The organism is Phenylobacterium sp., from assembly GCF_004299445.1.
In the GTDB taxonomy this organism is placed as follows: domain Bacteria; phylum Pseudomonadota; class Alphaproteobacteria; order Caulobacterales; family Caulobacteraceae; genus Phenylobacterium.
Genome location: NZ_SCTC01000083.1, coordinates 150,269 through 173,551 on the forward strand (window position 1 = coordinate 150,269; position 23,283 = coordinate 173,551).

Here is a 23,283-nt window from a genome sequence, read left to right on the forward strand (position 1 = left end):
GCTGGTGCGGCTGGCGCAGGACGGCCGCTGGCTAGATCACCCGTCCCCGCTGCGCCCGCGCGACGGCGTCGGTGCGGTTAGCGGCGCCCAGCCAGCTGATCAGGCGCGAGACGTGAATCTTCACGGTGGCGGGCGAGATGCCGAGTTCGATGGCGATCTCCTTGTTGGTCAGCCCCCTTGAGAGCCCGCCCAGCACCTCCTGCTGGCGCGGCGGCAGCGTACGCGCCTCGTGCTCCTGAAGCTGCGGGATGCCCTCGCGAATGGCCTCCAGCAGCACCGCCGCATCGGTGTTCTTGGACAGAACCGCGGTCACGCCGCAGCCGGCGACCGCCGCAAGCAGCGCTGGATCGGTCAACCCCGTCACCACGAGCACCACCGCGCCCGGCGCCCTCGCCCTAAGAGCGCGTAGGCCTTCGGCCGGCTCGGCGCCGGGCATGTCCAGGTCCAGTAGGCAGAAATCCGGCCGCGCCTCGGCCGCCGCCCAGGCCTGCGGATAGTCACTGGCCTCGTCGATGATCACGCCCGGCCAGCGGTCGCGCATGGTCGCCGCCAGCGCCTGGCGCATCAGAGGGTGGTCGTCACAGATCAGGCCGCGCATCGGACGCCCGCGACAGGATCGGCCCGATCGGCCGGCAGCCGAATATAGAACGCCGCCCCACGGGTCAGCCCCGGCTGTACGCCGCAGGTCCCCTCCATGAGCGCCATCAGACCCCATGTCGACGACAGGCCCAGGCCGAAGCCGCCGGTGTCGCCCACATGGGCGCCTTGCTGGAACGGGCTGAAGATCCGCGCCTCGTCGCCGGGCGCCAGGCCGCGGCCGTCGTCCACCACCATGAGCGCCACCTCGTCACCGCGCAGGCGCGCGCCCATCACGATCCGGCGCCCGCCGGAATGCCGGATGGCGTTCGCCACCAGGTTCTCCAGCGCCCGCGCAAGCAGGATCGGATCGGCCCTGAGGCTCAGGCCGCGCCCTGCCACGGAAATCCCGATGCCCGCCAGGGCGGCCGCCGGACCCTGGGTCAGCAGCACCCGGTCGAAGACCTCGCCGGCCGTGACGCGCGTCACCTGCGGTCGAACGGCGCCGCTCTCCAACTTCAGGTGCTCCAGCATCGCAGCCACCAGCGCGCGGGCCGCGTTCAGAGCCTGCCGCACCGAGCCGATCGACGGCGCCTGCTCGGCCGCACGGCCGCCGGGTTTCACACGATCCAGATAGAGGGCGGCGGCCTGCAGCGGCCGCTGCAGATCGTGGCTGGCCGCGCGGATGAACTGCGTCTTGGCGTCCCGTTCGCGCGCCAGCACGGCCAGCGCCGCCGCCAGTTCCCGACGGGCCGCGTCGGCCGCCGCCCGCGCCGCCGTCTCCTTCACGACACCGTCAGCTTCAATGTCCTCGACAACTCGCCGACGGGCGTCGGCATCGCAGGCGGCACAAACGCGAGCGGGCAGTTTGTCGGCGGGCCTCTGACCTTCCTGTCGGCTCAGAACCTCACCTTCACGAAGTCGGCTTCGGTCGAGCTGGAGCAGGGCGAATGGCTCGCCTTCTTCCTGAACAACGGCGGCAACTACTCGAACGATTCCACGGGCTTCAGCCTGACGCTGACCCGCGACACCGCCGGCGCCGTCCCCGAGCCCGGCGCCTGGGCGCTGATGATCCTGGGCTTCGGCCTCGCCGGCGCCGCGGCCCGCGGGCGGCGCGCGATGGCCTGATCCGGATCCGCCCGTCCCGGCCTCGGTGCAGCCGGGGCGACCCCGGCGGTCGGAGCGCGGCCCCGCCTCCCCCATGAGGCGGGGCCGCAAGCCGTTCAGGCGCCTACGAACGTCCCGTGCAGACTCACCGGCAGCGTCAGCGGCGCGCGCCAGGTGCAGACCGGGCCGTCCGCGATCCGGCGCGCATCGAACGCGTGCAGCTCGGTCGCCCCCGCCTTGGTGTTCACCGCTGGCGCCAGCAGCCAGCCGTCCAGCTCGCCCGAGCCGCCCGGCCGGGCCACGAACACCGCCTCCTCCATCAGCATGCCCGCGCCGAAGTTGAAGGCGTCGGCCCTGCCGGTCTTCCAGTCGTGGCTGGCCAGCCCGTTGAACATCGGCACGTCCGGCGCATCGCCCGCCGCGTGGATCGTGTAGCGCCGCGGCTCGGCCGTTCGCGCGCCGTTGCGCGGGAACTCGGCCGCCACGCCCACCGACTCGACGCCGGCCTTGCCGTCGGGGCGCAGGGTCACCAGTCCCAGCAAGGGCGGCGCCTGGCGTTTGTAGGTCCCGGTCATCAGCGATCTGCCGTTCTCGCGGGCGAAGCTGGGGTCGGGGCTGAAGCAGCCGTCGAACCGGATCGTGCCGTCCGCGTCCTCCCACGCCCCGCCGAAGTGGAACGCGAACGCCGGCGGCAGCTCGTAGACCCGCCGCCGGGAGAAGTCCGCCTTGTCCACTACCAGGACCTGGCTGCCCATCTCGGGCCGCCACGAGAAGCTGTCGGCGTACGGTGTCGTGAACCGGTCCTGCACCCACGGCTGCAGGTAGAGCACCAGGTGGCGCGGCGTGGTGACGAAGTCGTGGATGTAGCTGGCCCGCGGCATGTCCAGCATCCGGGCTTCCTTCAGGGTCCCGTCCGCCGCCAGCCGCCAGACGATGGCCTTCGAGCCGTTGACGCCCAGGCTCCACACGTCGCCATCCGGCCCCCGGCTGGGGTGGGCCAGGAACGGCATGTGCTTCAGGTCGTCCCGCAGGGTGCGCACCCCCTTGGTCGACAGGTCGGCCGGGTCGACCGCGATGGGCGAGCCCGCCTCCCACAGCGCCCACAACTCGCCGCCCACCCGCATCACCGAGATGTTGGCCGCGTTGACGTCGTCGTTGTCGCCCACCTTGGCGCCGGGCCGCGCCGGCGTGCCGAAGCCCGGCGTGACCACCGCGTTCGCCGCGATGTCGGCGCGGCGCTTCGGCGTGTCGATGAAGCGGGCCTCCACCGTCGCGCGGCCGTCCGCGATCCGGTAGGCGCGCATCAGGCCATCACCGTCGAACCAGTGCTCGACCGACCCGCCAGGACGCCGGAACTTCCCCGGCCCGTTGCGGTACAGCGAGCCCGCCAGTCCCGCCGGCGCACGGCCGCGCACCAGGGTCATCGGCGTCCTCGGCACGTCGGCGTCCAAATCGGCGAACGCGGCCGACCAGGTGGGTTGCGCGGCCCGGGCGACCTCGGGGGTGATCAGGCTGGCGGCGGCGGTGGCGCAGAAGGCGCCCAGCAGTTGGCGGCGATCCATGGCGCTCACCGGGCCATCGAGATGGTCTGGACGCCGGCGCCGGCGTTGACCTGGAAGGCGGCCTCGTCCCACTTGGGCGGGCCCATGGCCGCCTTGGCGTTGTTCGAGAAGCCGTAGGGCTCGGTCGGGATGCCGAAGGGGTTGGTCCCCATCTTCCCATCGCCGTTCACGTCGTGGAACGCCTTCACGGCGTAGCGGCCGGGGGCCAGACCCTCGAACGTCTTGCTGGCCGTGTCCCCGGTGACCGCGATCCGGTCCGCCGCCACCGGCGCGGCCTTGTCGCCATAGGCCTCGGCGCTGTTCACCAGCACGAAGTTGACCGCGCCCCTGGGCTCCAGGCCCGTGAAGGTGACGGTCAGGCTGGCGGTGTCGGCCGCCCTCGCCGCGAACGGCGCGGCGCACAGGGTGAGGGCGAGAAGCAGGGGAAGTCGCATCGGGGAGAAGCTCCGGTCGGGGTGTTGACCCCACCCTGGCCGACCCCCGCGCCGCCCGCATCCGCCCATACGCAAACCGCCGCCGGCCGTTCGCGAACGACCCGTCCCGCCGTTCGCGAAGCGTGAGTTACATCAGCGTGGCGCGCTGGGCCTGCGCGTAAGGCGAGTCGAAGGCCGTGACCTTCAGCGCCGTCCTCGCCTGATCCACCCGGAGGTGGAACAGCGACTCCCAGTCCACACCCAGCAGCAGCTGCGTCTCGCGCCCCTGCGTCCAGCCCTTGAAGAGGCAGTCCAGCACCACCTCGATGTTGTCGGGCCGGCGCGCCGCCGCCGCGGTCAGGGTCACCGCGCTGGCCAGCGCCGAATAGTGGTGCCCCACCTGGCCCATCAGGAATCCGCCCATCGCCACCCGGTCCAGCGGCCGCAGCGAGTATCCTGCCACCAGCCCCCACAGAGGCATGCACTGGATCACCTGGACGTTGATGTGGTTCAGCGGCGCCGGCATGTGGCGCAGGTAGGGAATCACGCTGGTCCAGTAGGCGTCCGCCGCCGGACTGCCCGGCCGCAGGATCTCCTGACTGAGGGCATAGCCCAGCGACGCCGGCGGGAACTGCGCGAGACGCTCGACGTCGAATGGCCCCGGGATCGGCCCCGCCGTCGCCTCGGCCACGCCGGGCAGCGCCAGCGCCGCCGCCGCCATGCGCGAGTTGATCCGGGGGTCCAACTCGCCGGCCATCTCCATCATCTGCTGCGCATAGCCCTGCCGGCCCGCGCCCACGGCGGGCGCCGCGATGTTCCACAGGTTGCGCCAGAACCCCTCGGTGATCGGCAGCGGGTCCGGCAGCCGCGTGCGTGGCGGAAACACCGCCCCGCCCAGCCACCCGGCCGCCGCATTGTCGAAGATGTCGACCATTCGCTCGGGGGCCGCGGCGGCCACATGCACGGCCTTGGCCGCCAGCGCCCGCAGCCCCACGCGGGTCACGCCATGGCGAAGCCCCAGCGCCAGCGCGCCGGCGTCGCCGCGCCCCTCCTGCGCCATGTCCTCGAACGCGTCCCTTGTCGCCATCTTGGCCAAGTCCCGCGCCTCCCCCCTACTCACCACTCTCTAGTGGCCCAATCTACCCCCGCGCCCCCCCGGACTGCGGCGTTCGCCTCACAGGGGAATCATTCAACCCTAGGCGCCCCTCGGGCCGTCGTCACCGCGAAACCGCGCGAAGGTGTTGTCGTGACGCGCGCCGCTCGCCCGTCCTTGGGCTACGAACGCTCAGAGCCGAGAGACCATCACGATGCGTCCCACCCTCACCGCCTTCCAGGCCTCGCCGGACCGCGGCCGCGGTCTGGCCCGCGACATGGGCGTCCGCTGGGCCTTCGAAGAGGTGGGCCAGCCTTACGACGTGCGGCTCGTCACCTTCGCCGAGATGAAGGGGCCGGCGCACCTGGCGCTCCACCCCTTCGGCCAGATCCCCACCTACGAGTCGGACGGCCTCAGCCTGTTCGAGTCGGGCGCCATCGTGCTGCACATCGCCCAGGAGCATCCGGGCCTCCTGCCCCACGCCTCCCACGGCCGCGCCCGCGCCGTCACCTGGATGTTCGCGGCGCTCAGCACGGTCGAACCGCCTATCGTGGAGCGCTCCATGGCCGGCCTCGTCGAGCGCGACCGGCCCTGGTTCGCCGATCGCCTGCCGTTGCTGGACGAACGTATCGACGTCCGCCTCACGCAGCTCGCCCGCCATCTCGGCGACTCGGCCTGGCTCGACGGCGACTTCAGCGCCGGCGACCTGATGATGGTCACGGTCCTGCGCCGCGCCGACCCCGCGATGCTGGCCCGCCACCCCACCTTGGCCGCCTACATCGCCCGCGCCGAAGCCCGCCCCGCCTTCCAGCGCGCCTTCGCCGCCCAGCTCGCCGTCTTCACCGCCCTGCAGTCCGGCGGCTGAGGCCTTTGCGCCCCGCAACCATCCGGTCAGCTTCGGCGACGACGTCCCGGGGCGTCAGGCCGCCTCGGCGGCCTTGAACGCCGGCCGTTCCTGTAGGCGGTCGGCATAGGCCGACAGGTTGGGGCAGTTTGCGAAGTCGGCGCCCATCCGCCGCGCCATCATGATCGCGTGGCCCGTGATCGTGTCGGCCACGGTGAACTCGTCGGCCATGTACTCGCGCCCCGCCATGTGCGCCTCGGCGGCGTCGAGCGTGCGGTTCAGCAGCTTCAGGGCGCGGGCCGCCATCTCCGGGTTGCGGCGGTCGGGCGGCAGCAGGATCGTCTCGACCACATAGTTGTTGATCGGCGGCATGATCATGCCTTCGGCATAGTGCAGCCACTGTAGGTACATGGCGAAGTTCGGCGAGTCCGGGCCCCGGATCAGGTGCGGCGCGTACTTGGCGCCCAGGTACTGGGCGATGGCCGTGCTCTCCGAGATCGTCGTATCGCCGTCGATCAGGGTCGGGACCCGACCGTTCGGATTGATCCGCGTGTACTCCGGGCCGCGCATCTCCTTCTGCCCCAGCTGGAAGCGCTCCAGTTCATAGGGCTGGCCGATCTCCTCCAGCAGCCAGACCGTCCGCACGGCGCGCGAGTTCGGGGCGAAGTAGACTTTCATGGCGTGTCCTCTCGTCTTGTTGGGCGACGCGGCGGGCGAAGGCCGGCGGCCGGCCTTGCATTCTGGACCGATCGGTCCACTCTGCAAGTCATGGCGCGCCCCGCGGAGTTCGATCGATCCAAGGCCGTGGACCGGGCCCTGCGTCTGTTCTGGCGCAAGGGCTACCAGGCCAGCTCGCTCGCCGACCTGCTGGAGGCGATGGGCATCGGGCGCAGCAGCTTCTACGCCGCCTTCACCGACAAGCGCAGCCTGTTCATCGTCTGCCTCGACCTGTTCGCCGAGCGCACGCTGGCCCTGCTCGAGCGGTCCTGCGCCCAGAGGCCGCCGCTCGATGCGCTGCAGGGCTTCTTCGAGGGCGACCTGTTCGGCGGGCGGGGCGAACTGCGCCAGTGGGGCTGCATGCTGGTGAACACCTCGCTCGAGATGGCCGGGGTCGACGACGGCCTGGCCGCCCACGCCAGCCGCCACCTCGACCGGGTGCAGCACGCCTTCCAGGCCAGCCTGCGGACCGCCGGCGCGCCGCCCGCGCTCGCCGACGATCTGGCCGCCATGCTGATGCTGGTGAACGAGGGCGTCCGGGTCTCCAGCCGCCGCGCGGCGCCCGACGCCCGGTCCTCGCCCGCCATCGCCGCCATCTTCCGCCTGGTGCGCAGCGCCATCGCCGTCCCGCCCGTCAGCAGAGAGATCACGCTATGAGACACGAACTCCAGGTCGAGATCCTCAAGGAGCTCATGCAGCAGCTCGACGAGGGCCGGAACGTCGACGCCGGCGTCCAGTACCGCGTGCCCACCGCCGCCTATGTCTGCCCCGACCAGGCGGCCCGGGAGTGGGACGCCTTCTTCCGCAACCACCCCCAGCTGATCGGCCTGTCGCAGGACCTGCCCGAGCCGGGCGCGTTCTTCACGCTCGACGACTTCGGCACGCCGCTCCTGGCCACGCGCGACAGGAACGGCGTCTTCCGCGCCTTCCTCAACGCCTGCCGCCACCGCGCGGTGAAGGTGGCCTCGGAACCGCGCGGCAAGCAATCGGTCTTCCTCTGTCCCTTCCACAACTGGAGCTACGCCAACACCGGCGACCTCCTCGCCGTCCCCAACGAGGATCACTTCGGCGCCATCGACAAGTCGTGCCACGGCCTCATCGCCCTGCCCGCGGTCGAGCGCGACGGCCTGCTCTGGGTGCATCCCCAGGCCGACGGCCACCTGGATGTCGACGAACTTCTGGGCGCCGAGCTGGCGGCCGAGCTGGCCTCGTTCGACCTGGCCCGCCACGGCTTCGCCGGCGCCACGCCCATCCCCGGCGACCTCAACTGGAAGTTCGCCAACGACACCTTCGGCGAGACCTACCACTTCGGAAAGCTGCACAAGGACACGCTGGGCCGCGTGTTCTACGGCAACAACCTCCACTTCAAGGAGTTCGGCCGCCACCACCGCTTCGTCACCGCCAGCCGCGGCATCGACCGCCTGCGCACCCTGCCCGAGTCCGAGTGGAGCGTGGTGGGCGCCACCTTCGTGCTCTACCACCTGTTCCCGAACATCCAGCTGATCTGCAGCAGCGAGAGCGCCACCCTGATCCGCATCTACCCCGACCCCGCCCATCCGGGCCGCTCGGTCACCAAGGTCAGCTTCTACTTCTCGCCCGAGACCGCCGCCGAGGCCGCGGCCCGCGATGCGGCCGGCGTCGATCCGCGCGCCGTCTACGATCCCTCCAACGACCGCCGCGGCCCCAGCCTCCAGGCCTCGTTCGAGGTCTTCAAGAGCACCATCGCCCAGGAAGACTACGTGATGGGCGCGCTGCAGCAGCGCACCGCAGAGAGCGGCCAGCTCAAGGAGGTCATCCTCGGCCGCAACGAGCCGGCCCTGCACCACTTCCACCGCAACTACCGCGAGGCGCTGAACCAGCCGCCCCTGGAGCCGGTGGGGTAGAGCCTGCGCCGGTTTGGATCGATCTCCAGGACTGGAGGCTCGAGCCCTTTGATTTAGAGTGCGTTCTGGGGCGAAACCGGTTTCCGCGTTCGCCCAACGCGCTCTAGGCGAGGCGGTCTCGCACCCGCCGCCTCGCCCGTCGCCGCCGCACGGCCGCCGCCCCTCAGGGCTCGGCCGCGGCGGCGGCGCATGGGCGACGGCTAAGCGCGCGCACACGAAAACGGGTTCTGTCCCGTCTTCCCTGACGGCCATCGGGGCGGCCTGGCCCGCGCGACCAGACAGGTGCGACCCCCGTCACACCCCTGCCGTCAAACAAGCTTGAGTGTGTCGCGGCAAGTTCGTGCAGGCGTCCGGGAACCATCACCAAAGGATCGAGACCGGTCGCTACGCCTGCCCCTCAAATCGAGGGGATGACCATGAGACTTTACGGCTACCTGGCCTCTGCAAGCACTTTAGCCCTGATCCTGACGGCCGCCGCGCCCGCGCGGGCCGCCGACGCCAACGCGGCGGACGGCGATGCGGGGCCTGCGCTCGAGGAGCTGCTGGTCACGGCGCAAAAGCGAAGCGAGAACCTTCAGGATACGCCGATCGCCATCTCGGTTCTCACGTCGCAGGGCCTGGAAGACCGCAACGTCTACTCGCTCGTCGACCTGGGCGACGGCGCGATACCGTCCCTGAAGGTGGCCCCGTTCTTCTCGCGGCCGGGCGCGCTGATCATGAACGTGCGCGGCATCGGGGTCCTGTCGGACTCGAACCAGCCTGCCCGGGACCAGGGCGTCGGCATCTACGTGGACGGAGTCTATCTCGGCCGCCCGCAAGGTCTGGGGACGGCGCTCTACGACGTGGAGAGCATTGAGGTGCTGAAGGGGCCGCAGGGCACGCTGTTCGGTCGCAACACCGAAGGCGGCGCCGTCAGCATCACGACCAAGAGGCCGACCGGAGAGTTCGGGCTCATGGCCAAGGCTGGCGTCTCAAACTTCGCCGGCTACGTGGGCGAAATGCACCTGGATCTGCCGAGGGTCGCCAACATCTCGGTCAAGCTGGACGGCGTCGTCACCGCGCGTGACGGCTGGGTCAAGAACCCGCTCGCCACCGCGGAAGACTTCGGCGGCTACAACAAGCGGGCTTTGCGCGCCCGCCTGCTCTGGGAGCCGGTCGCGAACTTCACCGCCGATTACGCTTACGACGCCGCCTATGACGCGACGACGACCCTCTATCAGCAGTTTCTCGCGGCCAGCACCTATCCGACGGCTCTGGCCCCGGCGGCGGGCAACACGGCGAGCACCAAGCGCATCAGGAACGCCACGTTCGGGGTCCCACAACGCGAGAGCATCGGAAGGACCGAGGGCCATCGCCTGACCCTGGACTGGAAGCTCTCGGACCATGCGCTGGTCAAGTCGATCACGTCCTACCGTGACCTGACCCAGTCGCAGTGGGACAACGGCTCGGTGGCCCAGTCGGCCGGCGTGTTCCGCACGGGCGCGACCTTCCTGAACCAGGACTACGGGCGCTACAGCCTCGCCTACTTCAAGCAGCAGCAGTCGAGCGAGGAGGTGCAACTCATCGGGGACCTGCCCCGCATCAAGTACGTGCTGGGCGCGCTGTACTACCGCGAAAGGGTTTCGGACAACGCGCGCGCCTTCGCGACCAACACCTTCACCGACGCCGTGGGCGTCAACGGCGTGCCTCGGGCGATCGACCCGCTGACCCAGCGCATCGACCGCGCCAGCGAAGTGACCACCAAGAGCTATGGTGCGTTCGGCCAGGCGACCTATACCCCGCCGCTCCTGGACGACGCCCTGCACATCACCGCCGGCGGCCGCTTCACGCGCGACGAGAAGAAGGGCCGGATGCGCACCATCAACAACGTGAATTTCCCCCTGGGCTCGGCGGGCCGCATCATCGGCGGCCTCACCTCGCCCAATCCGCTGGACGAGTCCTGGGAGCGGTTCGACCCGATCCTGAACGTGGCCTTCGACGTCTCGGAGGACATCCTCGTCTACGGAAAGTACAGCACGGGCTACAAGTCGGGCGGCGCCAACTCCCGTTCGTTGCGCTACGCGCCGTTCGACCCCGAGACGGTCGCGATGTTCGAGGCCGGCGCGAAGGCCGAGTTCATGGACCGGCGTGTGCGCGTCAACGTGTCGGCCTACGACGGCCGCTACAAGGACATTCAGCTCGACTTCAGCGCGCAGTATCTGCAGACCGACCCGGTCACCGGCGCCCTGCTGCAGACGCAGCGTACGACCACCGAAACGACCAACGCGCCGGGCAAGGGCAAGCTGCGCGGCTTCGAGGCCGACGTCGCCTTCGCGGTGACCGACGAACTCACCGTGTCGGGCAGCTACGCGTACAACAAGGTGAAAATCCCCGACACGCTCAACCCCTTCCCGCAGGCGAACGGCCGGATCATCACCGTGCCGATCCCCATCTATCAGGTCTACACGCCCGAGAACGCCGCCAGCTTCTCCATCGACTACAGCCGTCCGGCGTTCGGCGAGGCCCGGTTCGTGGCCCACCTGGATGGGAATTATGGCGACGGCTACTACGCCAACTACACCGACGTCGCGTACGACCCGGTAACCCGGGCGGTCACGATCCGTCAGCCGAAGGGCGACAGCTCGTTCCTGGTCAACGCGCGACTCTCGATCGCCGACCTGCCGACGGGGCCGGGGCGCACCACCGTCTCGATCTGGTCGCGGAACCTGTTGAACCAGGAACACGTGTTCGCGAAGTTCCTGAGCGATCGGACCGGCCTCGGCGGCTTCTTCAACGAACCGCGCACCTTCGGCCTGGAAGTCTCGATGAAGATGTGACGCGTCCGGCGCCGGCGGGCCATACCGCCGGCGTCGCCTCGCCGGGAGAGCCGCTCAAGGGGACACGCTCACGTTCGCCGTGATGGGGATAGGTCTCCTAACCCCAAAAGCTCCCCGCTCAGGTCGAAAATCGTGCGGGGATCTCGGGGTCGGCGGTGTCCAGCAGCGGGATCCGCCCTTCGGGAAGTCCCCGATAGGCCTCGAACCAGCGATCCACCCAGTCCGGATCCCTCGCCCGGCTCGGGTGATAGCTCGGCGACAGCGAGCGCAGGATGGCCGGCGAGGCGTGGCGCGCGAACCGCCCGACCATGGCCCACAGGGCGCGCCGGCTCTTCCAGTCCGTCCAGCGCCCGTCCCGCTTCAGCATCGCGCGATAGCCCTTGCGGCTGGCGCGCGCCACGTGCCAGGCGGCGAACAGCGTGCCCCAGACCCTTGGCCAATAGCCGCCGCAGAGGTGCTGATAGAGGTCGAACGCCACGGTCTTGTGCTCGGTCTCCTCCACCATGTGCCAGAGCACCAGCGAGGCCACGGAGCGGTCGGCGTCGCCGAACAGCAGCGCGCGCTGATGGATCAGCCACTCCGTGATGCCCATGGTCATGGTCTCGAACCCGGCGGTGTAGGCCAGCCGCCAGCGCAGGCTGCGCGCCTGGAAGCGGGCATAGTCCGCCTCCATCTCGGCCTCGACCCCGGCCAGTTCCGGATAGCTGCGCTTCAGGATCTCGTTGTAGCGGCGGTGGTTCTGGAAGTGGACGCCCTCCTGGCCGATGAAGGCGCGCGCGTCGGCGGCCAGCAAGGGGTCCTTCACCTGGCGCAGCGCCTCGGTGACCGTCCGGATCAGAAACGGCTCCAGATAGGGCATGGCCAGCGAGGCGCCGTTGACCATGTGGCTCCACTCGGGTCGCGCCGGATGCCAGACGGGGTCGATCTGTTCGTCGAACGCGAAGGGGATGCGCCGCACGACGATCTTCGAGGCGCTCACGACCCGCCCTTCCCTTGATGCCTCAGATGGCTCCAGGCGCCCCACACCAGCAGGACGGCGGCCAGGTGAACGCCCACCATCGCCGGCCAGCCGAACAGGAAGATGATGTTGTTGATCGTCACGTCGCCCGGGAAGGGGCCGCCGCCGAACTCCAGCCCCCGCGTCCCGAAGATCGCATTGGCGATGGCCGGCAACGTGAAGAGCCAGGCGAAGGCCAGCGCCGACCAGAAGAGGACCGCCTGCGCCCGCTCGCCCAATCGCAGATAGCCGCCCGCCGCGCCGATGGCGATCAGGAGGGTGCCGTTCGTGATCGCCTCCAGATGGGCCATGTTCCACGCCCGGCGATCGCCGCCGATGCTGACCGGCACGTCCCTGACGAACGGCCACAGGTCGATCGCGCCCAACGTAAAGAAGAAATAGGCCCAGCCGACCGCCAGCGCGGTGACAAAGAGACCCAGGCCATTCAGCACAAGCAAGCCGCGACGTCGTTCGCTGAGCACATCCGGTCTCCGCCTGTTTCAAGGCAAAGCCTAGCACGCCGCAGTCCCCGGGAAAGTCGACCCGCGACGCCCGGGGGGTCGGTGTGGTGTCGCCGCCCCCGGTGGCCCTTACCAGTCACCGACCCTTATGCGGCCGTCAGGATGGCCCGCAAAAAGCTCCTGGTCCTCGCGCACCCCCCGAATGGCGATGGACGGAGAAAGTTCATCGCATGAACCTCCCGTCCAGAACATGCGGGTGGTGGGCCGTTCGGGGTCCAACAACCCGCTCGGACAGGCCGGGGGGCACAATGACGATCAGAAAACAAGGCGACCGCGGTCATCTTCGGACCGGGGCATCCATCATGAAGAAGCCGAATGCTGTCGCTCGAGCGACGCGACATCTTGCGACAAGGGAGAAATTGCTGGCTGGGCTGGTCGTCTCAGCGATTGCGACCAGCTTCGCGGGTAGCGCCATGGCAGATGTCACGACCACCGCTAGCGCTACGTACTCGTCGAGTGCAAACGGGCCTGGTCCCGTCGCCCCGCCGAGCCAGACAGGACCGGTCGCCTCGTCGAACAGCGCGCACGTCGATTACAGCTACCTGGGCGCCTGTGGCGGCGCCACTCACTGCACCCTTTTCGGCTATGCCGATGCCCTGGCCTCGGGTGACCTAAGAACGGGCCAGCTGAAGGCCGTCGCCTTCACGACGGACTCCTTCGGGAACGCCGGGGCTGGCGTAAGCATGAACGAAAGCTTGAGGTTCGATGCTCAGACCGACAGCCCGCAATGGATCGATTTCACGTACGATGTGGACGGCAGCTTCACCGGTAGCAGAGGTCAGGCGCTTTACAGTCTGGCCCTCGGCGGGATTGGCGGCTGGAGTTACCGCATGCTCGCTACGGGGGGCTCTGGCCCCGTGTCCTCGACATCGGACCCTGCGCTCGTGCGCCTCAGCCGCTTCGACGCGACGGGCATGGCGGGCTCATTTCGTGTCCCGAAGGGCTTGAGCAGCCTCTCGATCTCGCTGGGCCTCTCTGTGCTCAACAACGCGGACTTCGGCCACACCGCCACGTTCCGTTTCGGGGCATTGCCGACCGGCGTCTCGTACACCTCCAGATCCGGACAATTTCTCACTCAGACAGGCGCTGTCCCCGAACCTGCAGCTTGGGCAATGCTGGTTCTCGGATTTGGGGCGATAGGTTCATTGATCCGCCCGAGGCGTGCTGTAGCGGCATCGGTGTGACGCGCATTCAGACAGATAGACGGGGGTAAGCGCGAACGGCTGCGTGGCGGAGCAGGCATCGCGCCGCCGCCCCCCGGTGGCCCATGTCCTCCCCCCAGGAGCAAGGGGGCGAGCCACCGGCGGTGCGCGAGGGCCGCCGTTGAGTCGCCCGAGGAAGCCGGACTCTGGGACGGCCGCTAGGATCAACCTAGTATAGACACGCGAAATCCGGACACTTTCTCAAGAAAATATCCCGCCACGGTCATCTTCAGAATGTCGATGGACGAGTCCGACCCTATATATTTTTGATATCAGAGCGCTGAGTACACCCTGGATTCTATTGCATTGACTATCCTGGTCTGAGGCATAGCTTCACCGTTGGGCGGCAACACAAGAATTCAATCAGCCAGCCCGTGGGAAGGAAAACCATGAAAACGCTAGCCTTCGTGATGGCGCTCGCCATCGCGCCCTGCGCTGCGAACGCGGCCGAGAACTTCACCTTCAAGACGACCGGTACGGCGATCGACAGCCTCCGGGTCCCGGCCGAGGGGGCGAACTATCAGGGCGTCCAGATGACCAACTCGCGCGCCGAGGTCACTTACGCGAGCGGGCGCAAGGACAGCGTGGCCGCCAAATGTGCGACCTGGCGAAATCCTCCGGGCGCGCAATTCCCGCAGTCAGGAATCTGCGTGTCCGAGAACTACGAACAGAACTTCAGCTGCCAGACTCGCCCGGAAAAGACGGGCGCCAACTGCTGGGGCCTGCTCACGGGCACCAAGGGCGAGTGGAAGGGCCGCACCGGCGTGGTTTCCTACACGAACGGACCCGAGGGGCTCGAAGGGGCCGGACGCTGGAACTGAAGCCCGAGGGCGCGGCCACGCCGGCCGCGCCCAACGCTCCAACGGCTTCGCAGCCCTCGGGATAGACATCGCGTCTCCATCCTCCCGACCTCCCCCGTGACGCCGCGGGAGGGCCGGCCGAGACCGCAGGCCCAAGAGCCGGTGGTGGACGGGGCGAGCCAAGGCAACGCACCAGCCCGTGGCAGCCCAAAGCCCTGTCCGCTACGAGCCGGTCGTGGGCCGGGCGCCCCGCGCACAAATCGCCTTAAGTCCACGGGCAGCCAACGGCTCCGCCAGCGGCCGGGTCAAGGACCGCGCCGCCGCGCGGCCGCGCCCGCGGCGGCCCGCCAGGGCCGTCCTTGATGCGGCCGATGGGCGGAGCAAGCTCGGGCGCTTGGATTTCAAGGCCCCGACGGCGCCACGATGTCAGACCTCAACACCTGCCGCCGTTCGTTCTAGTACGTTCAAGGTCGCTGGGATGGCGGGCCGTACGACCGTTGATGACTCATCGCTGACACTCGGAGCGTCCGCTTGCGGGCTTGGAGCTAAGGACCGCTTTCGACCCGTTGCCGACGCTCGTAATTGTCACGCCGAGCTGCGACCCTTAGCCCGCTTCATGGTCTATCGTGAACTGAGGCCAACGACGTGAAACTGCTCGCCTACCTCTTGTACATCCCCCTGCAGATTGTCTGGCTCCCTCTCAGCTTGCTTGGCGTGATCCTTGTCGGACTAGGGCAAGTTGGCGTCAGCCGAAGGCTCGGCGTTTCGTGGACGGCTGTCGAAGTCCTGAACGCGCGATGGACGATGGACGTGTTCGGTCTGCGACGCGACAAGGCCGCGCGGCGGCTTGCTGGACACATCCCAAATGATAGCACCTTTGGGCTCTGGCTCTTTTGTTTACCGCTTTGGCTAACGCGCTGGGTCTGTCGCACGCCGTTTCTCTATCCCGTGGTCTCGCCGCCCGAGCGCACCGGTGTCGCCGGCATGGTCGTGATGCGAACACTCGCCATCGATGACGCCATCGCGCATAGTCTTGAAGGCGCTGAGCAGTTCGTCTTCCTCGGCGCGGGGCTCGATACGCGGGCCTATGGGCCGTTGCTCAATCGCGATCTGGCAATTTATGAACTGGATCGCCCAGCCGATCTTGCGTTGAAGCGTGAAGGTCTGAAGGCAGCCGGTATCGATGTGGCGCGGGTTCGCTACGTGGAGGTGGATTTTGCCGATCCTAATTGGCTCGATGCGCTCAGGGCAGCGGGATACGATCAGACAAGGAAGACGATTTTCCTTTGGGAGGGCGTCACCCTGTACCTGACCACGCGCCAGGTGCGGGATACTTTGGAGGCCATCCGGGCCCACATGGCCCCCACGAGTGTGGTGATCGCCGACTTCTATGCGACGCGGACTTTGGAGTGGGGATCAAAGGCCACCGCCGGATACATGGAGAAATCAGGCGAAGGTTTGCGGTTTGGGATCGACTTTTCCGCAGATCCGGAAGCGCGGCTGCAATCCTTCTTGCGCGAAAGCAAACTGAGGCTGGCGGGTTGTACGCTACTGGGGGGCGCAGATAAGCGCGGCCCACTTCTGGCGATTGCGGAATTGACGCCGTGACGCTTGCGAAGTCCGAAGAGAGATCGTGACCGGGGCAACTCGCCTCAACGCCAGTAGGCATGATCCGGAGCCAGTCCCTATGTCGCGTCTCACTCGCGAAGGTCTCTGAGGTTCGCTTTCCCCCCATCGCGGACATTGGGAGGATCCGCTTTCGGCCCAGATGCCCGTGTCAGCTTCTGGCGCATAGACGACCGGTAGCGCGAGTCTGCCCCTCACCCCCGCTCGAACACCCGCACCTTCCGCGGCCCCTGCCACAGTTCCATCGCCTCCCCGCGCCGGGCCCGCTCGGCCAGGGCCACGGCTTCGGCGTCGTCCTCGGCTTTCAGCTCGTCGCGCCCGGCGAAGCGGCCGTTCGGGTGCAGACGGTAGAGATAGTAAGTCGCCAAGCCTCGCCTCCCCGCGAAGTGCGGCTGAGGCTAGGCCCTCACGCAACGCCCCGCCGCCGCCTTCCCGACATATCGCGATTCATCGATGGACGACGCCGCCCATCACCGCCCGCCGTCGCCGCGCCCACTGGCCCCCTCCCCACGCACGCGGTTCACCCACCGTCCCCCTACCCAACGCGCCCGGCGCCGCCTAACCTCCGGCGCAACAACCAAGACGCGCGGCGCGCACCCCGGGGGAAACCAGTCTCATGTCGTCGAAACCCGCGGCCGCGCCCGCCACGGCGCCCGCCACCGGGGCGCCCAGCTTCACGCCGGCCTACCGCAGTGCGGTGCTGGGTCTGCTGGTGATCGCCTACACCTTCAACTTCATCGACCGCACGATCATCAATACGATCGGACAGGCGATCAAAGAGGACCTGCAGCTCACCGACACCCAGCTGGGCTGGCTCACTGGGCTGGCGTTCGCGCTTCTTTACACCACGCTGGGCATCCCGATCGCGCGGCTGGCCGACCGGTACAACCGCGTCAACATCATCTCGATCGCCATCGTGATCTGGTGCGGCTTCACCGCGCTGTGCGGGACGGCGACGACCTACCTGCAACTGCTGCTCTACCGGGTGGGCGTGGGCGTGGGCGAGGCGGGGCTGACGCCCCCGGCCCACTCACTGATCAGCGACTACTACGAGCCCCAGAAGCGGGCCTCGGCGCTCTCGATCTATTCGTTCGGGATTCCGCTGGGCGCCGGGTTCGGGGCCGTGGCCGGCGGCTGGATCGCCCAGGAGGTCTCCTGGCAGGCCGCCTTCATGATCGTGGGCGCGCCCGGCATCCTCATCGCCATCGCGATCAAGCTCTTCGTCAAGGAACCGCCCCGCGGCTGGGCCGACCGCCAGCTGGCCGACGCCAAGGCTCAGGGCGCGTCGTCGCCCCAAGCGGCGGTGGGCGATGAAACGCCGGGGGCCCTCGGTCGCGAGGCCTCCGAGGCCGGCGCCCCCAACGACGCGGCCAAGCCGGCCTCGATGCTGGCGGTGGCCAAGCGCCTGTTCGGCTCGTGGGGGATGTTCCACATGGCCGCCGGCATTACCGTCGCCAGCTTCGCCGGCTACGGCACCGGCGCCTACGCGGCCCCCTACTTCATCCGCGAGTTCGGCCTGGGCCTGGCGCTCGTGGGCCTGGCCACCGGCGTGATCGCCATGGTTTCGAACGGCGCCGGCACCCTGCTGGGCGGCTTCTTGACCGATTGGGCGTCCAAGCGGTCGGCCCGCTGGTACGCCCTGGTGCCGGGGATCGGCCTGATCCTGGCGACGCCCCTCTACATCCTGGCCTACACCCGCGACGACTATCAGCTGGCCTGGGCCATCCTGCTGATCCCGGGGATCCTGCACTACACCTACCTGGGCCCCACGCTCGGCGTGGTGCAGAACGTCATGGACATCCGCATGCGCGCCACGGCCGTGGCCTTGCTGTGGTTCGTGCTCAACCTGATCGCGCTGGGCTTCGGGCCCCCCTTCTGCGGCTGGTGCATCGACCAGTTCGCCCGCGCGGCCTTCGCGGCCAAGGGCATGGCCGGCGAATTCATCGCGTCCTGCCCGGGCGGCACGGCGCCCAAGGGCTCGGATCCCGCCCTGGCTGAGGCCTGCAAGTCGGCCATGGCTGAGGGCACGCGGGCCGGACTGGTGTCGAACCTGCTGATCTATGCCTGGGCCGGCGCGCACTACCTGCTGGCCGCCATCACCCTGCCCAAGGACATGGCCAAGGCCCGCGCCGAGGCCGACGCCGGCGACGCCGCCGCGGCCGCCCGCGCCGCGAGCTGAGCCCCCGACGCTGAGGTCTCGACCGCGCCCGCCCGCTGCAGCGCAGCGGGCGGCGTGTGCGCCGCCGAACAAAAATCATCCCACGCGCGCGCCGCGCTGCAACCAAACCCCCTCCCGGCGGGTTGGGGGCAGGTCGGGGGCTCTACTCCGTTCGTGGGGCTATTGAATGCATCGATCCGGAGCCATCGCGCTTCTCGCAGCCACGGCCTTCGCCGCCGCGGCCCCTGTCACGGCGCAGGCCGCGACCTTCCTGACCGTCGGAGCGTCCAGCCTCTGCGGTCCGGCCGGCTGCTTCGCCGGCGCCAAGAAGAGCTACACCCAGACGTTCTCGGCGTCGCAGCGGGCCGGGACGTTCGACGTCTCCCAGCTGCAGATCGCCAAGTCGGTGACCGCCGGCGCCGTGGACCACACCGCCGTGAGGGTGACCTTCATCCTCGCGGACGGGACCGAGGTCAGCTGGGGCAAGTTTTCGCTGGCGGCGCTGGGCGGCGACGTCGTGACGCTGGGCGGCCAGGCGGTGGCCTGGAACGCGGCGGCCGGCGACCTCACGGTGCGCCTCGATCTGGTCGTGCCGGAAAAGCCCGGCGCGGGCGGCGGCGGCTTCGGCGGCGGCGGCGGCGGTGGTTGGGCCGCGGGCGGCGGCGGGGCTGACGTGGACGGCGGCGGCTTCACCGACATCGTCCAGGGCCGGCCCCTGATCAAGCCGGCGATCAACCAGCCGTCCGTGGCGGCCATCCCGGAACCCGGCGCCTGGGCGCTGATGATCCTCGGCTTCGGCGCGGCGGGGGCGATGCTGCGGCGTCGGACGGCCTACCACCTTAGGTATGGTTAATTTTCCCCTAACACGGGTGAGCTGATCGCGCCCCTGGGGCGAGTGCTTGTGGACTCTACTCTCTGTTGCGTAGGTGTCCCGACATTCGCCACGGATGGGGCCGGGGTATGCGCACGTTTCTGATCGCCGCCGCCGCGATGGCGGCCATGACGCTGGGGGCCTCGCAGGTCCAGGCGGCCACGGTGCTCAACGTCGGCTGGACCACCGACTGCGGCAAGTCCACCTGCTTCGACGAGAACGGCCAGTACCGCCAGACGTTCTCCCGCGGCGCCTTCAGCGGCCCCGTGAGCATCAGCCAGCTCCTGATGGACCGCGGCGTCCTCGGAACCCTGGATGGCAAAACGTTTCGACTCAGCTTCCAGTTGAATGACGAGGAGCTCGGGACCTGGGGTCAGTACAACATGGGCGGCATCGGCGGCGACCAGCTCTGGTTCGGCGGCGAGCAGTTCACCTGGAACCCCGAAGACGGCGACCTCGTCCTCGTCCTGCAGATCACGCCGCCACCTAAGCCGGGCGCGGGCGGCGGCCTCGGCGGCTTCGCCCTGCGCGAGGACGGCGACGGCGAATCAGCTCCCTTCGATGGCGGCGACGAAGGCGATGGCGGCCAGCCCGGCGGCCGCGAACCCGTCGCCGCGGTGCCCGAACCCTCGACCTGGGCCATGATGATCATCGGCTTCGGCCTCGCCGGCGCCCTGATCCGGCGGCGCGCTGTGGTATTGGCGCAACCCTGAAGCGGCAACCGCCCGCCAAGCGGGTGTTGCCGACTTGACATGATCTGTCGCAAATCTGTGATCTCCCCCACACGAGCGGCCGCCTGCACGACGGCCGCAGGGGAGAACGAAAATGAAATCCAAACTTGCACAGGCCGCCTCGTGGGCGGTCCTGTTTGCGCTGGGCGCTGGCGCCTCAGCGTCGGCCCAGACGGCCAGCGTCGAGGAAGTGGTGGTGACCGGTTCGCGGATCCGCACCAGCCCGCTGGAGCGTGACCAGCCGGTCGTGGCCATCGACGAGGCGCTGGTCGCCAAGCAGGGCCTGACCTCCACCGTCGACGTCCTGCAGCGCATCCCGTCGGCAGGCGGCGGCCTGAACGCCAAGTTCAACAACTCGGGCAACTTCGGGAATCCCCCGGACGGCGGCGGCGTGGGCGCGGGCTCGGCCGAAATTGACCTGCGCTACCTCAGCTCGCGCCGGGTCCTGGTGCTGGTGGACGGCCTGCGCTGGGTGCCAGGCGCGGCGGCCTCGGGCGTGCCGGGCTCGGTCGACCTGAACACCATCCCGACGGCCATGATCAGCCGGATGGAAGTGCTCCAGGAAGGCGCCTCGCCGATCTATGGCTCGGACGCCATCGCCGGCGTGGTGAACATCATCACCAAGGAACGCCAGGAGGGCTTCCAGGCCACGGCCCAGATCGGTCAGACCGACCACGACGACGGCTTCACCCAGGACTACAACGTCACCTGGGGCGCCACGGCTGGGAACCTCTCGATCGTCGTCGGCGGCGGCTACTTCAAGCAGGACCCGGTGTTCTCGGGCGACCGTGCGATCAGCCGGTTCCCGCAGCCCTTCGCGTCCTCGTGCCTGGACGGCGGCTGTTCGTCCGGCACCCCGCTGGGCCGGTTCATCGTCAGCGACCCGAACACGGGCCGCGACCTGAACCTCACGCTGAAGTCGGCTCTGGCCCCCGGCGTACGCCCCACCTACATCCCCGGCGACCCCACCGGAGCAGCCTCCAGCTTCAAGGGCTTCACCACCGCCGACCGCTTCAACTTCCAGCCGTTCAACTACATCTCGACCCCGCTGGAACGCGTCAGCCTGTTCGGCTCGGTTCGTCAGGACATCACCGAGAACGTCCGGTTCCGCGCCCGCGCCAGCTACGTGCAGCGCAAGTCGGCCAACCAGGCCGCCCCGCTGCCGCTGTTCGTGGGTCCTGACGCCGGCAACGGCAACCTGCTGGACACCGTGACCGTCGACGCGACGAACCCGTTCAATCCGTTCGGCTTCACGCTGCGGCCTGGGACCTACGCCTTCATCGGGCGTCGGATGGTCGAGAACGGCCCACGCCACTACGAGCAGGAAGTCGACACCTGGAACGTGACCGCGACCCTCTCGGGCGACTTCTCGGTCGGCGACAAGGCGTGGGCCTGGGACGTGAACGCGATCTATTCGCGCAACCACGCCGAACAGACCTTCACCGGCAACGTCAACGCCCAGCGCGTGCAGCAGGCCCTGGGCCCCCTGGCGCAGTGCACCGGCGCGTGCGTTCCGCTGAACATCTTCGGCGGCGCCGGCACGATCACGCCGGCGATGCTGCAGTTCATCGGCTTCACCCAGCAGGACACCAGCCAGCAGGAACTGACCGACTTCTCGGCCAACCTGACCGGCGACCTGTTCGACCTGCCGGCCGGCCCCCTCGCCTTCGCCGTCGGCGTCGAGCGGCGGCGGACCGAAGGCTACTTCCAGCCCGACGCCATCGTTGCGGCCGGCCTGTCGTCCGACATCCCGGCCCAGCCTGCGAGCGGCAAGATCACGGTCAAGGAAGCCTATGGCGAACTGAAGATCCCGCTGCTGGCCGACATGCCGTTCTTCCATCGCCTGGAAGGCTCGCTTGCGGCGCGCTTCTTCGACTACTCGACCTCGGGCTCGGACGAGACCTTCAAGGCCGGCCTGTCCTGGCGTCCGGTTGAAGAAGTGCTGTTCCGCGCGTCGTGGGGCGAGGGCTTCCGGGCCCCGTCGATCGGCGAGTTGTTCGGCACCGCCTCGCGGTTCGACCAAGAGATCAACGATCCCTGCTCGGGCTTCAGCGCCGCAACCCCGGCGGCGGTCCGAGCGAACTGCATCGCCCGCGGCGTCCCTGCCAACGGCAGCTATGTGCAGCTGAACCCGCAGATCTCGGTGGTCACCAGCGGCAACCGCGCCCTCAAGCCTGAGACCAGCGAAAGCTGGAATTTCAGCGGCGTCTGGGAGCCGACGATGTTCCGCGACACCAGCTGGTCTCGCAACATCTCGCTGGAAGTCGCCTACTCCAACATTGAGCTGGATGACGCGATCCAGGCGCAGAACGGCCAGAGCCTGGTCGACCGCTGCGCCCGGACCAACGACGCCCTGGCCTGCGCCACCATCACGCGCACGGCCTCGGGCCAGATCGCTGGGATCGCCAACCCGCTGATCAACATCGGCGGCATCAAGACCCGCGCGGTCGACGTCAACTTCGTCTGGACTTCGCCGCAGTGGGATGTCGGCCAGTTCGGCTTCCGCTGGTACACCACCCGTCTGCTCGAGTTCAGCGAGTTCGTGCCGGGCGGCGCGGGCCTGGTGAAGATCGAGCGTGAGGGCACCGAGCGCGGCAGCCCCGACCAGGCCTTCCCCAAGTGGAAGTCCACGGGGATGCTCGATTGGGACAAGGACATGTTCGGCGCCACGCTGACGGGCCGCTATATCCATAGCGTCCAGGAAGCCGGTGCGGCCAACAAGCTGGAGTCGCGCCTCTACATCGACGCCCAGCTGCGCTGGCGGCCCGACTTCATGGACCAGGACATCTCGTTCGCCGTCGGCGTGAACAACCTGTTCGACAAGGACCCGCCGGGCTGCATCACCTGCGGCCTGAACAACTACGACCCAAACGCTTATGACGCGCCGGGCCGCTTCCTCTACCTGCGCCTGAGCTACAAGCAGTAGCCTCAGCGCCGGTAGCCATTGACTAAGGGATCATGCGGCCGGATATGCCGGCCGCATGATCCCCCGCTACACCCGCAAGGAAGCCGCCGACGTCTGGTCGCCCCAGACCCGATTCAAGATCATGTTCGAGATCGAGGCCCACGCCGCCGACGCCATGGCGGACCTGGGCGTGATCCCGAAGGAGGCCGCCCGGGTCATCTGGGAAAAGGGCCGCGACGCGATCTGGAACGCCGACCGCATCGACGAGATCGAGCGCGAGGTGAAGCATGACGTCATCGCCTTCCTCACCCACGTCACCGAAATCGTGGGGCCCGAAGCCCGATTCCTCCACCAGGGCATGACGTCGTCCGACGTCAACGACACCACCCTCGCCGTCCAGCTCTGCCGCGCCACCGACCTCCTGATGGAGGACGTCGACATGGTGCTGGGCGCGCTGAAGC

General features: G+C 68.8%; 22 protein-coding genes. 13 read left to right on the forward strand and 9 right to left on the reverse strand.

The window, feature by feature from the left end; all coding sequences use genetic code 11:
* Nucleotides 1–31 precede the first annotated feature (31 nt).
* Together EPN98_RS23785 and EPN98_RS23790 are read right to left on the reverse strand one after the other, a co-directional pair.
* Nucleotides 32–598 (reverse strand): response regulator transcription factor, encoded by a 567-nt coding sequence (locus EPN98_RS23785; RefSeq protein WP_293365458.1) that lies wholly within the window; start codon nucleotides 596–598, stop codon nucleotides 32–34.
* Complete coding sequence (locus EPN98_RS23790) at nucleotides 586–1,299, reverse strand: HAMP domain-containing sensor histidine kinase (RefSeq protein WP_293365459.1); 714 nt, start codon at nucleotides 1,297–1,299, stop codon at nucleotides 586–588. Before EPN98_RS23790 ends, EPN98_RS23785 begins: the two co-directional genes overlap by 13 nt.
* Between EPN98_RS23790 and EPN98_RS23795 the strand changes: the two genes are divergently transcribed.
* Nucleotides 1,246–1,704, forward strand: coding sequence for a PEPxxWA-CTERM sorting domain-containing protein (locus EPN98_RS23795; protein WP_293365461.1), 459 nt, complete (start codon nucleotides 1,246–1,248; stop codon nucleotides 1,702–1,704). The genes EPN98_RS23790 and EPN98_RS23795 overlap by 54 nt on opposite strands.
* Nucleotides 1,705–1,799: 95 nt before the next feature.
* Here the strand turns inward: EPN98_RS23795 and EPN98_RS23800 are convergent, their stop codons facing one another.
* The 3 genes from EPN98_RS23800 to EPN98_RS23810 all read right to left on the reverse strand — a co-directional run bounded on the left by EPN98_RS23800 (nucleotide 1,800) and on the right by EPN98_RS23810 (nucleotide 4,745).
* On the reverse strand, nucleotides 1,800–3,245 hold the full coding sequence (locus EPN98_RS23800) for a carotenoid oxygenase family protein (RefSeq protein ID WP_293365463.1): 1,446 nt from the start codon (nucleotides 3,243–3,245) through the stop codon (nucleotides 1,800–1,802).
* Nucleotides 3,246–3,250: 5 nt separating this feature from the next.
* A complete protein-coding gene (locus tag EPN98_RS23805; protein WP_293365464.1) occupies nucleotides 3,251–3,679 on the reverse strand; it encodes a DUF2141 domain-containing protein in 429 nt (142 codons plus the stop codon).
* 127 nt (nucleotides 3,680–3,806) lie between these two features.
* The gene (locus EPN98_RS23810) at nucleotides 3,807–4,745 is read right to left on the reverse strand and encodes a hypothetical protein (RefSeq protein ID WP_293365465.1); all 939 of its coding nucleotides are present in this window, start codon (nucleotides 4,743–4,745) and stop codon (nucleotides 3,807–3,809) included.
* A 220-nt stretch (nucleotides 4,746–4,965) separates the two neighbouring features.
* On the opposite strand from EPN98_RS23810, the gene EPN98_RS23815 reads away from it, so the two are divergent.
* Nucleotides 4,966–5,616: a glutathione S-transferase family protein gene (locus EPN98_RS23815; protein ID WP_293365466.1), complete on the forward strand. Its 651-nt coding sequence runs from the start codon at nucleotides 4,966–4,968 to the stop codon at nucleotides 5,614–5,616.
* Nucleotides 5,617–5,670: 54 nt separating this feature from the next.
* On the opposite strand, the gene EPN98_RS23820 is transcribed toward EPN98_RS23815, so the two are convergent.
* Nucleotides 5,671–6,273, reverse strand: coding sequence for a glutathione S-transferase family protein (locus EPN98_RS23820; RefSeq protein ID WP_293365467.1), 603 nt, complete (start codon nucleotides 6,271–6,273; stop codon nucleotides 5,671–5,673).
* 90 nt (nucleotides 6,274–6,363) lie between these two features.
* On the opposite strand from EPN98_RS23820, the gene EPN98_RS23825 reads away from it, so the two are divergent.
* From EPN98_RS23825 to EPN98_RS23835, 3 genes are all read left to right on the forward strand, one after another.
* Nucleotides 6,364–6,969 (forward strand): TetR/AcrR family transcriptional regulator, encoded by a 606-nt coding sequence (locus EPN98_RS23825; RefSeq protein WP_293365468.1) that lies wholly within the window; start codon nucleotides 6,364–6,366, stop codon nucleotides 6,967–6,969.
* A complete protein-coding gene (locus EPN98_RS23830; RefSeq protein WP_293365470.1) occupies nucleotides 6,966–8,195 on the forward strand; it encodes an aromatic ring-hydroxylating dioxygenase subunit alpha in 1,230 nt (409 codons plus the stop codon). Before EPN98_RS23825 ends, EPN98_RS23830 begins: the two co-directional genes overlap by 4 nt.
* A 416-nt stretch (nucleotides 8,196–8,611) precedes the next feature.
* Nucleotides 8,612–11,011 carry a TonB-dependent receptor gene (locus tag EPN98_RS23835; protein ID WP_293365471.1) on the forward strand — a complete coding sequence of 800 codons (2,400 nt, stop codon included), beginning with the start codon at nucleotides 8,612–8,614 and terminating at the stop codon, nucleotides 11,009–11,011.
* Nucleotides 11,012–11,129: 118 nt separating this feature from the next.
* On the opposite strand, the gene EPN98_RS23840 is transcribed toward EPN98_RS23835, so the two are convergent.
* A complete protein-coding gene (locus EPN98_RS23840; protein WP_293365472.1) occupies nucleotides 11,130–11,990 on the reverse strand; it encodes a metal-dependent hydrolase in 861 nt (286 codons plus the stop codon).
* Nucleotides 11,987–12,490: a hypothetical protein gene (locus EPN98_RS23845; protein ID WP_293365473.1), complete on the reverse strand. Its 504-nt coding sequence runs from the start codon at nucleotides 12,488–12,490 to the stop codon at nucleotides 11,987–11,989. Before EPN98_RS23845 ends, EPN98_RS23840 begins: the two co-directional genes overlap by 4 nt.
* Before the next feature lie 287 nt (nucleotides 12,491–12,777).
* On the opposite strand from EPN98_RS23845, the gene EPN98_RS23850 reads away from it, so the two are divergent.
* The 3 genes from EPN98_RS23850 (at nucleotide 12,778) to EPN98_RS23860 (ending at nucleotide 16,139) form a co-directional block, all read left to right on the forward strand.
* On the forward strand, nucleotides 12,778–13,713 hold the full coding sequence (locus tag EPN98_RS23850; protein ID WP_293365474.1) for a PEPxxWA-CTERM sorting domain-containing protein: 936 nt from the start codon (nucleotides 12,778–12,780) through the stop codon (nucleotides 13,711–13,713).
* Between the two features lie 407 nt (nucleotides 13,714–14,120).
* The gene (locus tag EPN98_RS23855) at nucleotides 14,121–14,552 is read left to right on the forward strand and encodes a hypothetical protein (protein WP_293365475.1); all 432 of its coding nucleotides are present in this window, start codon (nucleotides 14,121–14,123) and stop codon (nucleotides 14,550–14,552) included.
* 624 nt (nucleotides 14,553–15,176) lie between these two features.
* Nucleotides 15,177–16,139, forward strand: a complete 963-nt coding sequence (locus tag EPN98_RS23860) for a class I SAM-dependent methyltransferase (RefSeq protein WP_293365477.1) — start codon at nucleotides 15,177–15,179, stop codon at nucleotides 16,137–16,139.
* A 212-nt stretch (nucleotides 16,140–16,351) separates the two neighbouring features.
* Here the strand turns inward: EPN98_RS23860 and EPN98_RS23865 are convergent, their stop codons facing one another.
* Nucleotides 16,352–16,525 (reverse strand): hypothetical protein, encoded by a 174-nt coding sequence (locus EPN98_RS23865; RefSeq protein WP_293365478.1) that lies wholly within the window; start codon nucleotides 16,523–16,525, stop codon nucleotides 16,352–16,354.
* 248 nt (nucleotides 16,526–16,773) lie between these two features.
* Between EPN98_RS23865 and EPN98_RS23870 the strand changes: the two genes are divergently transcribed.
* The 5 genes from EPN98_RS23870 to EPN98_RS23890 form a co-directional block, all read left to right on the forward strand.
* Nucleotides 16,774–18,336: an MFS transporter gene (locus EPN98_RS23870; RefSeq protein WP_293365480.1), complete on the forward strand. Its 1,563-nt coding sequence runs from the start codon at nucleotides 16,774–16,776 to the stop codon at nucleotides 18,334–18,336.
* A gap of 166 nt (nucleotides 18,337–18,502) precedes the next feature.
* Nucleotides 18,503–19,168, forward strand: a complete 666-nt coding sequence (locus tag EPN98_RS23875) for a PEPxxWA-CTERM sorting domain-containing protein (RefSeq protein ID WP_293365481.1) — start codon at nucleotides 18,503–18,505, stop codon at nucleotides 19,166–19,168.
* A gap of 107 nt (nucleotides 19,169–19,275) precedes the next feature.
* The gene (locus EPN98_RS23880) at nucleotides 19,276–19,899 is read left to right on the forward strand and encodes a PEPxxWA-CTERM sorting domain-containing protein (protein WP_293365483.1); all 624 of its coding nucleotides are present in this window, start codon (nucleotides 19,276–19,278) and stop codon (nucleotides 19,897–19,899) included.
* A 112-nt stretch (nucleotides 19,900–20,011) separates the two neighbouring features.
* Nucleotides 20,012–22,843, forward strand: coding sequence for a TonB-dependent receptor (locus EPN98_RS23885; RefSeq protein ID WP_293365484.1), 2,832 nt, complete (start codon nucleotides 20,012–20,014; stop codon nucleotides 22,841–22,843).
* A 55-nt stretch (nucleotides 22,844–22,898) separates the two neighbouring features.
* Nucleotides 22,899–23,283 (forward strand): lyase family protein (locus EPN98_RS23890; RefSeq protein ID WP_293365485.1); only part of this gene is annotated, 385 nt, incomplete at its 3' end.

Coding starts and splice junctions, on each gene's coding strand:
- EPN98_RS23785 (WP_293365458.1), bottom strand. CDS start 598: ATGCGCGGCCTGATCTGTGACGACCACCCTCTGATGCGCCAGGCGCTG.
- EPN98_RS23800 (WP_293365463.1), bottom strand. CDS start 3,245: ATGGATCGCCGCCAACTGCTGGGCGCCTTCTGCGCCACCGCCGCCGCC.
- EPN98_RS23805 (WP_293365464.1), bottom strand. CDS start 3,679: ATGCGACTTCCCCTGCTTCTCGCCCTCACCCTGTGCGCCGCGCCGTTC.
- EPN98_RS23810 (WP_293365465.1), bottom strand. CDS start 4,745: ATGGCGACAAGGGACGCGTTCGAGGACATGGCGCAGGAGGGGCGCGGC.
- EPN98_RS23815 (WP_293365466.1), top strand. CDS start 4,966: ATGCGTCCCACCCTCACCGCCTTCCAGGCCTCGCCGGACCGCGGCCGC.
- EPN98_RS23820 (WP_293365467.1), bottom strand. CDS start 6,273: ATGAAAGTCTACTTCGCCCCGAACTCGCGCGCCGTGCGGACGGTCTGG.
- EPN98_RS23825 (WP_293365468.1), top strand. CDS start 6,364: ATGGCGCGCCCCGCGGAGTTCGATCGATCCAAGGCCGTGGACCGGGCC.
- EPN98_RS23830 (WP_293365470.1), top strand. CDS start 6,966: ATGAGACACGAACTCCAGGTCGAGATCCTCAAGGAGCTCATGCAGCAG.
- EPN98_RS23835 (WP_293365471.1), top strand. CDS start 8,612: ATGAGACTTTACGGCTACCTGGCCTCTGCAAGCACTTTAGCCCTGATC.
- EPN98_RS23850 (WP_293365474.1), top strand. CDS start 12,778: ATGACGATCAGAAAACAAGGCGACCGCGGTCATCTTCGGACCGGGGCA.
- EPN98_RS23855 (WP_293365475.1), top strand. CDS start 14,121: ATGAAAACGCTAGCCTTCGTGATGGCGCTCGCCATCGCGCCCTGCGCT.
- EPN98_RS23870 (WP_293365480.1), top strand. CDS start 16,774: ATGTCGTCGAAACCCGCGGCCGCGCCCGCCACGGCGCCCGCCACCGGG.
- EPN98_RS23875 (WP_293365481.1), top strand. CDS start 18,503: ATGCATCGATCCGGAGCCATCGCGCTTCTCGCAGCCACGGCCTTCGCC.
- EPN98_RS23880 (WP_293365483.1), top strand. CDS start 19,276: ATGCGCACGTTTCTGATCGCCGCCGCCGCGATGGCGGCCATGACGCTG.
- EPN98_RS23885 (WP_293365484.1), top strand. CDS start 20,012: ATGAAATCCAAACTTGCACAGGCCGCCTCGTGGGCGGTCCTGTTTGCG.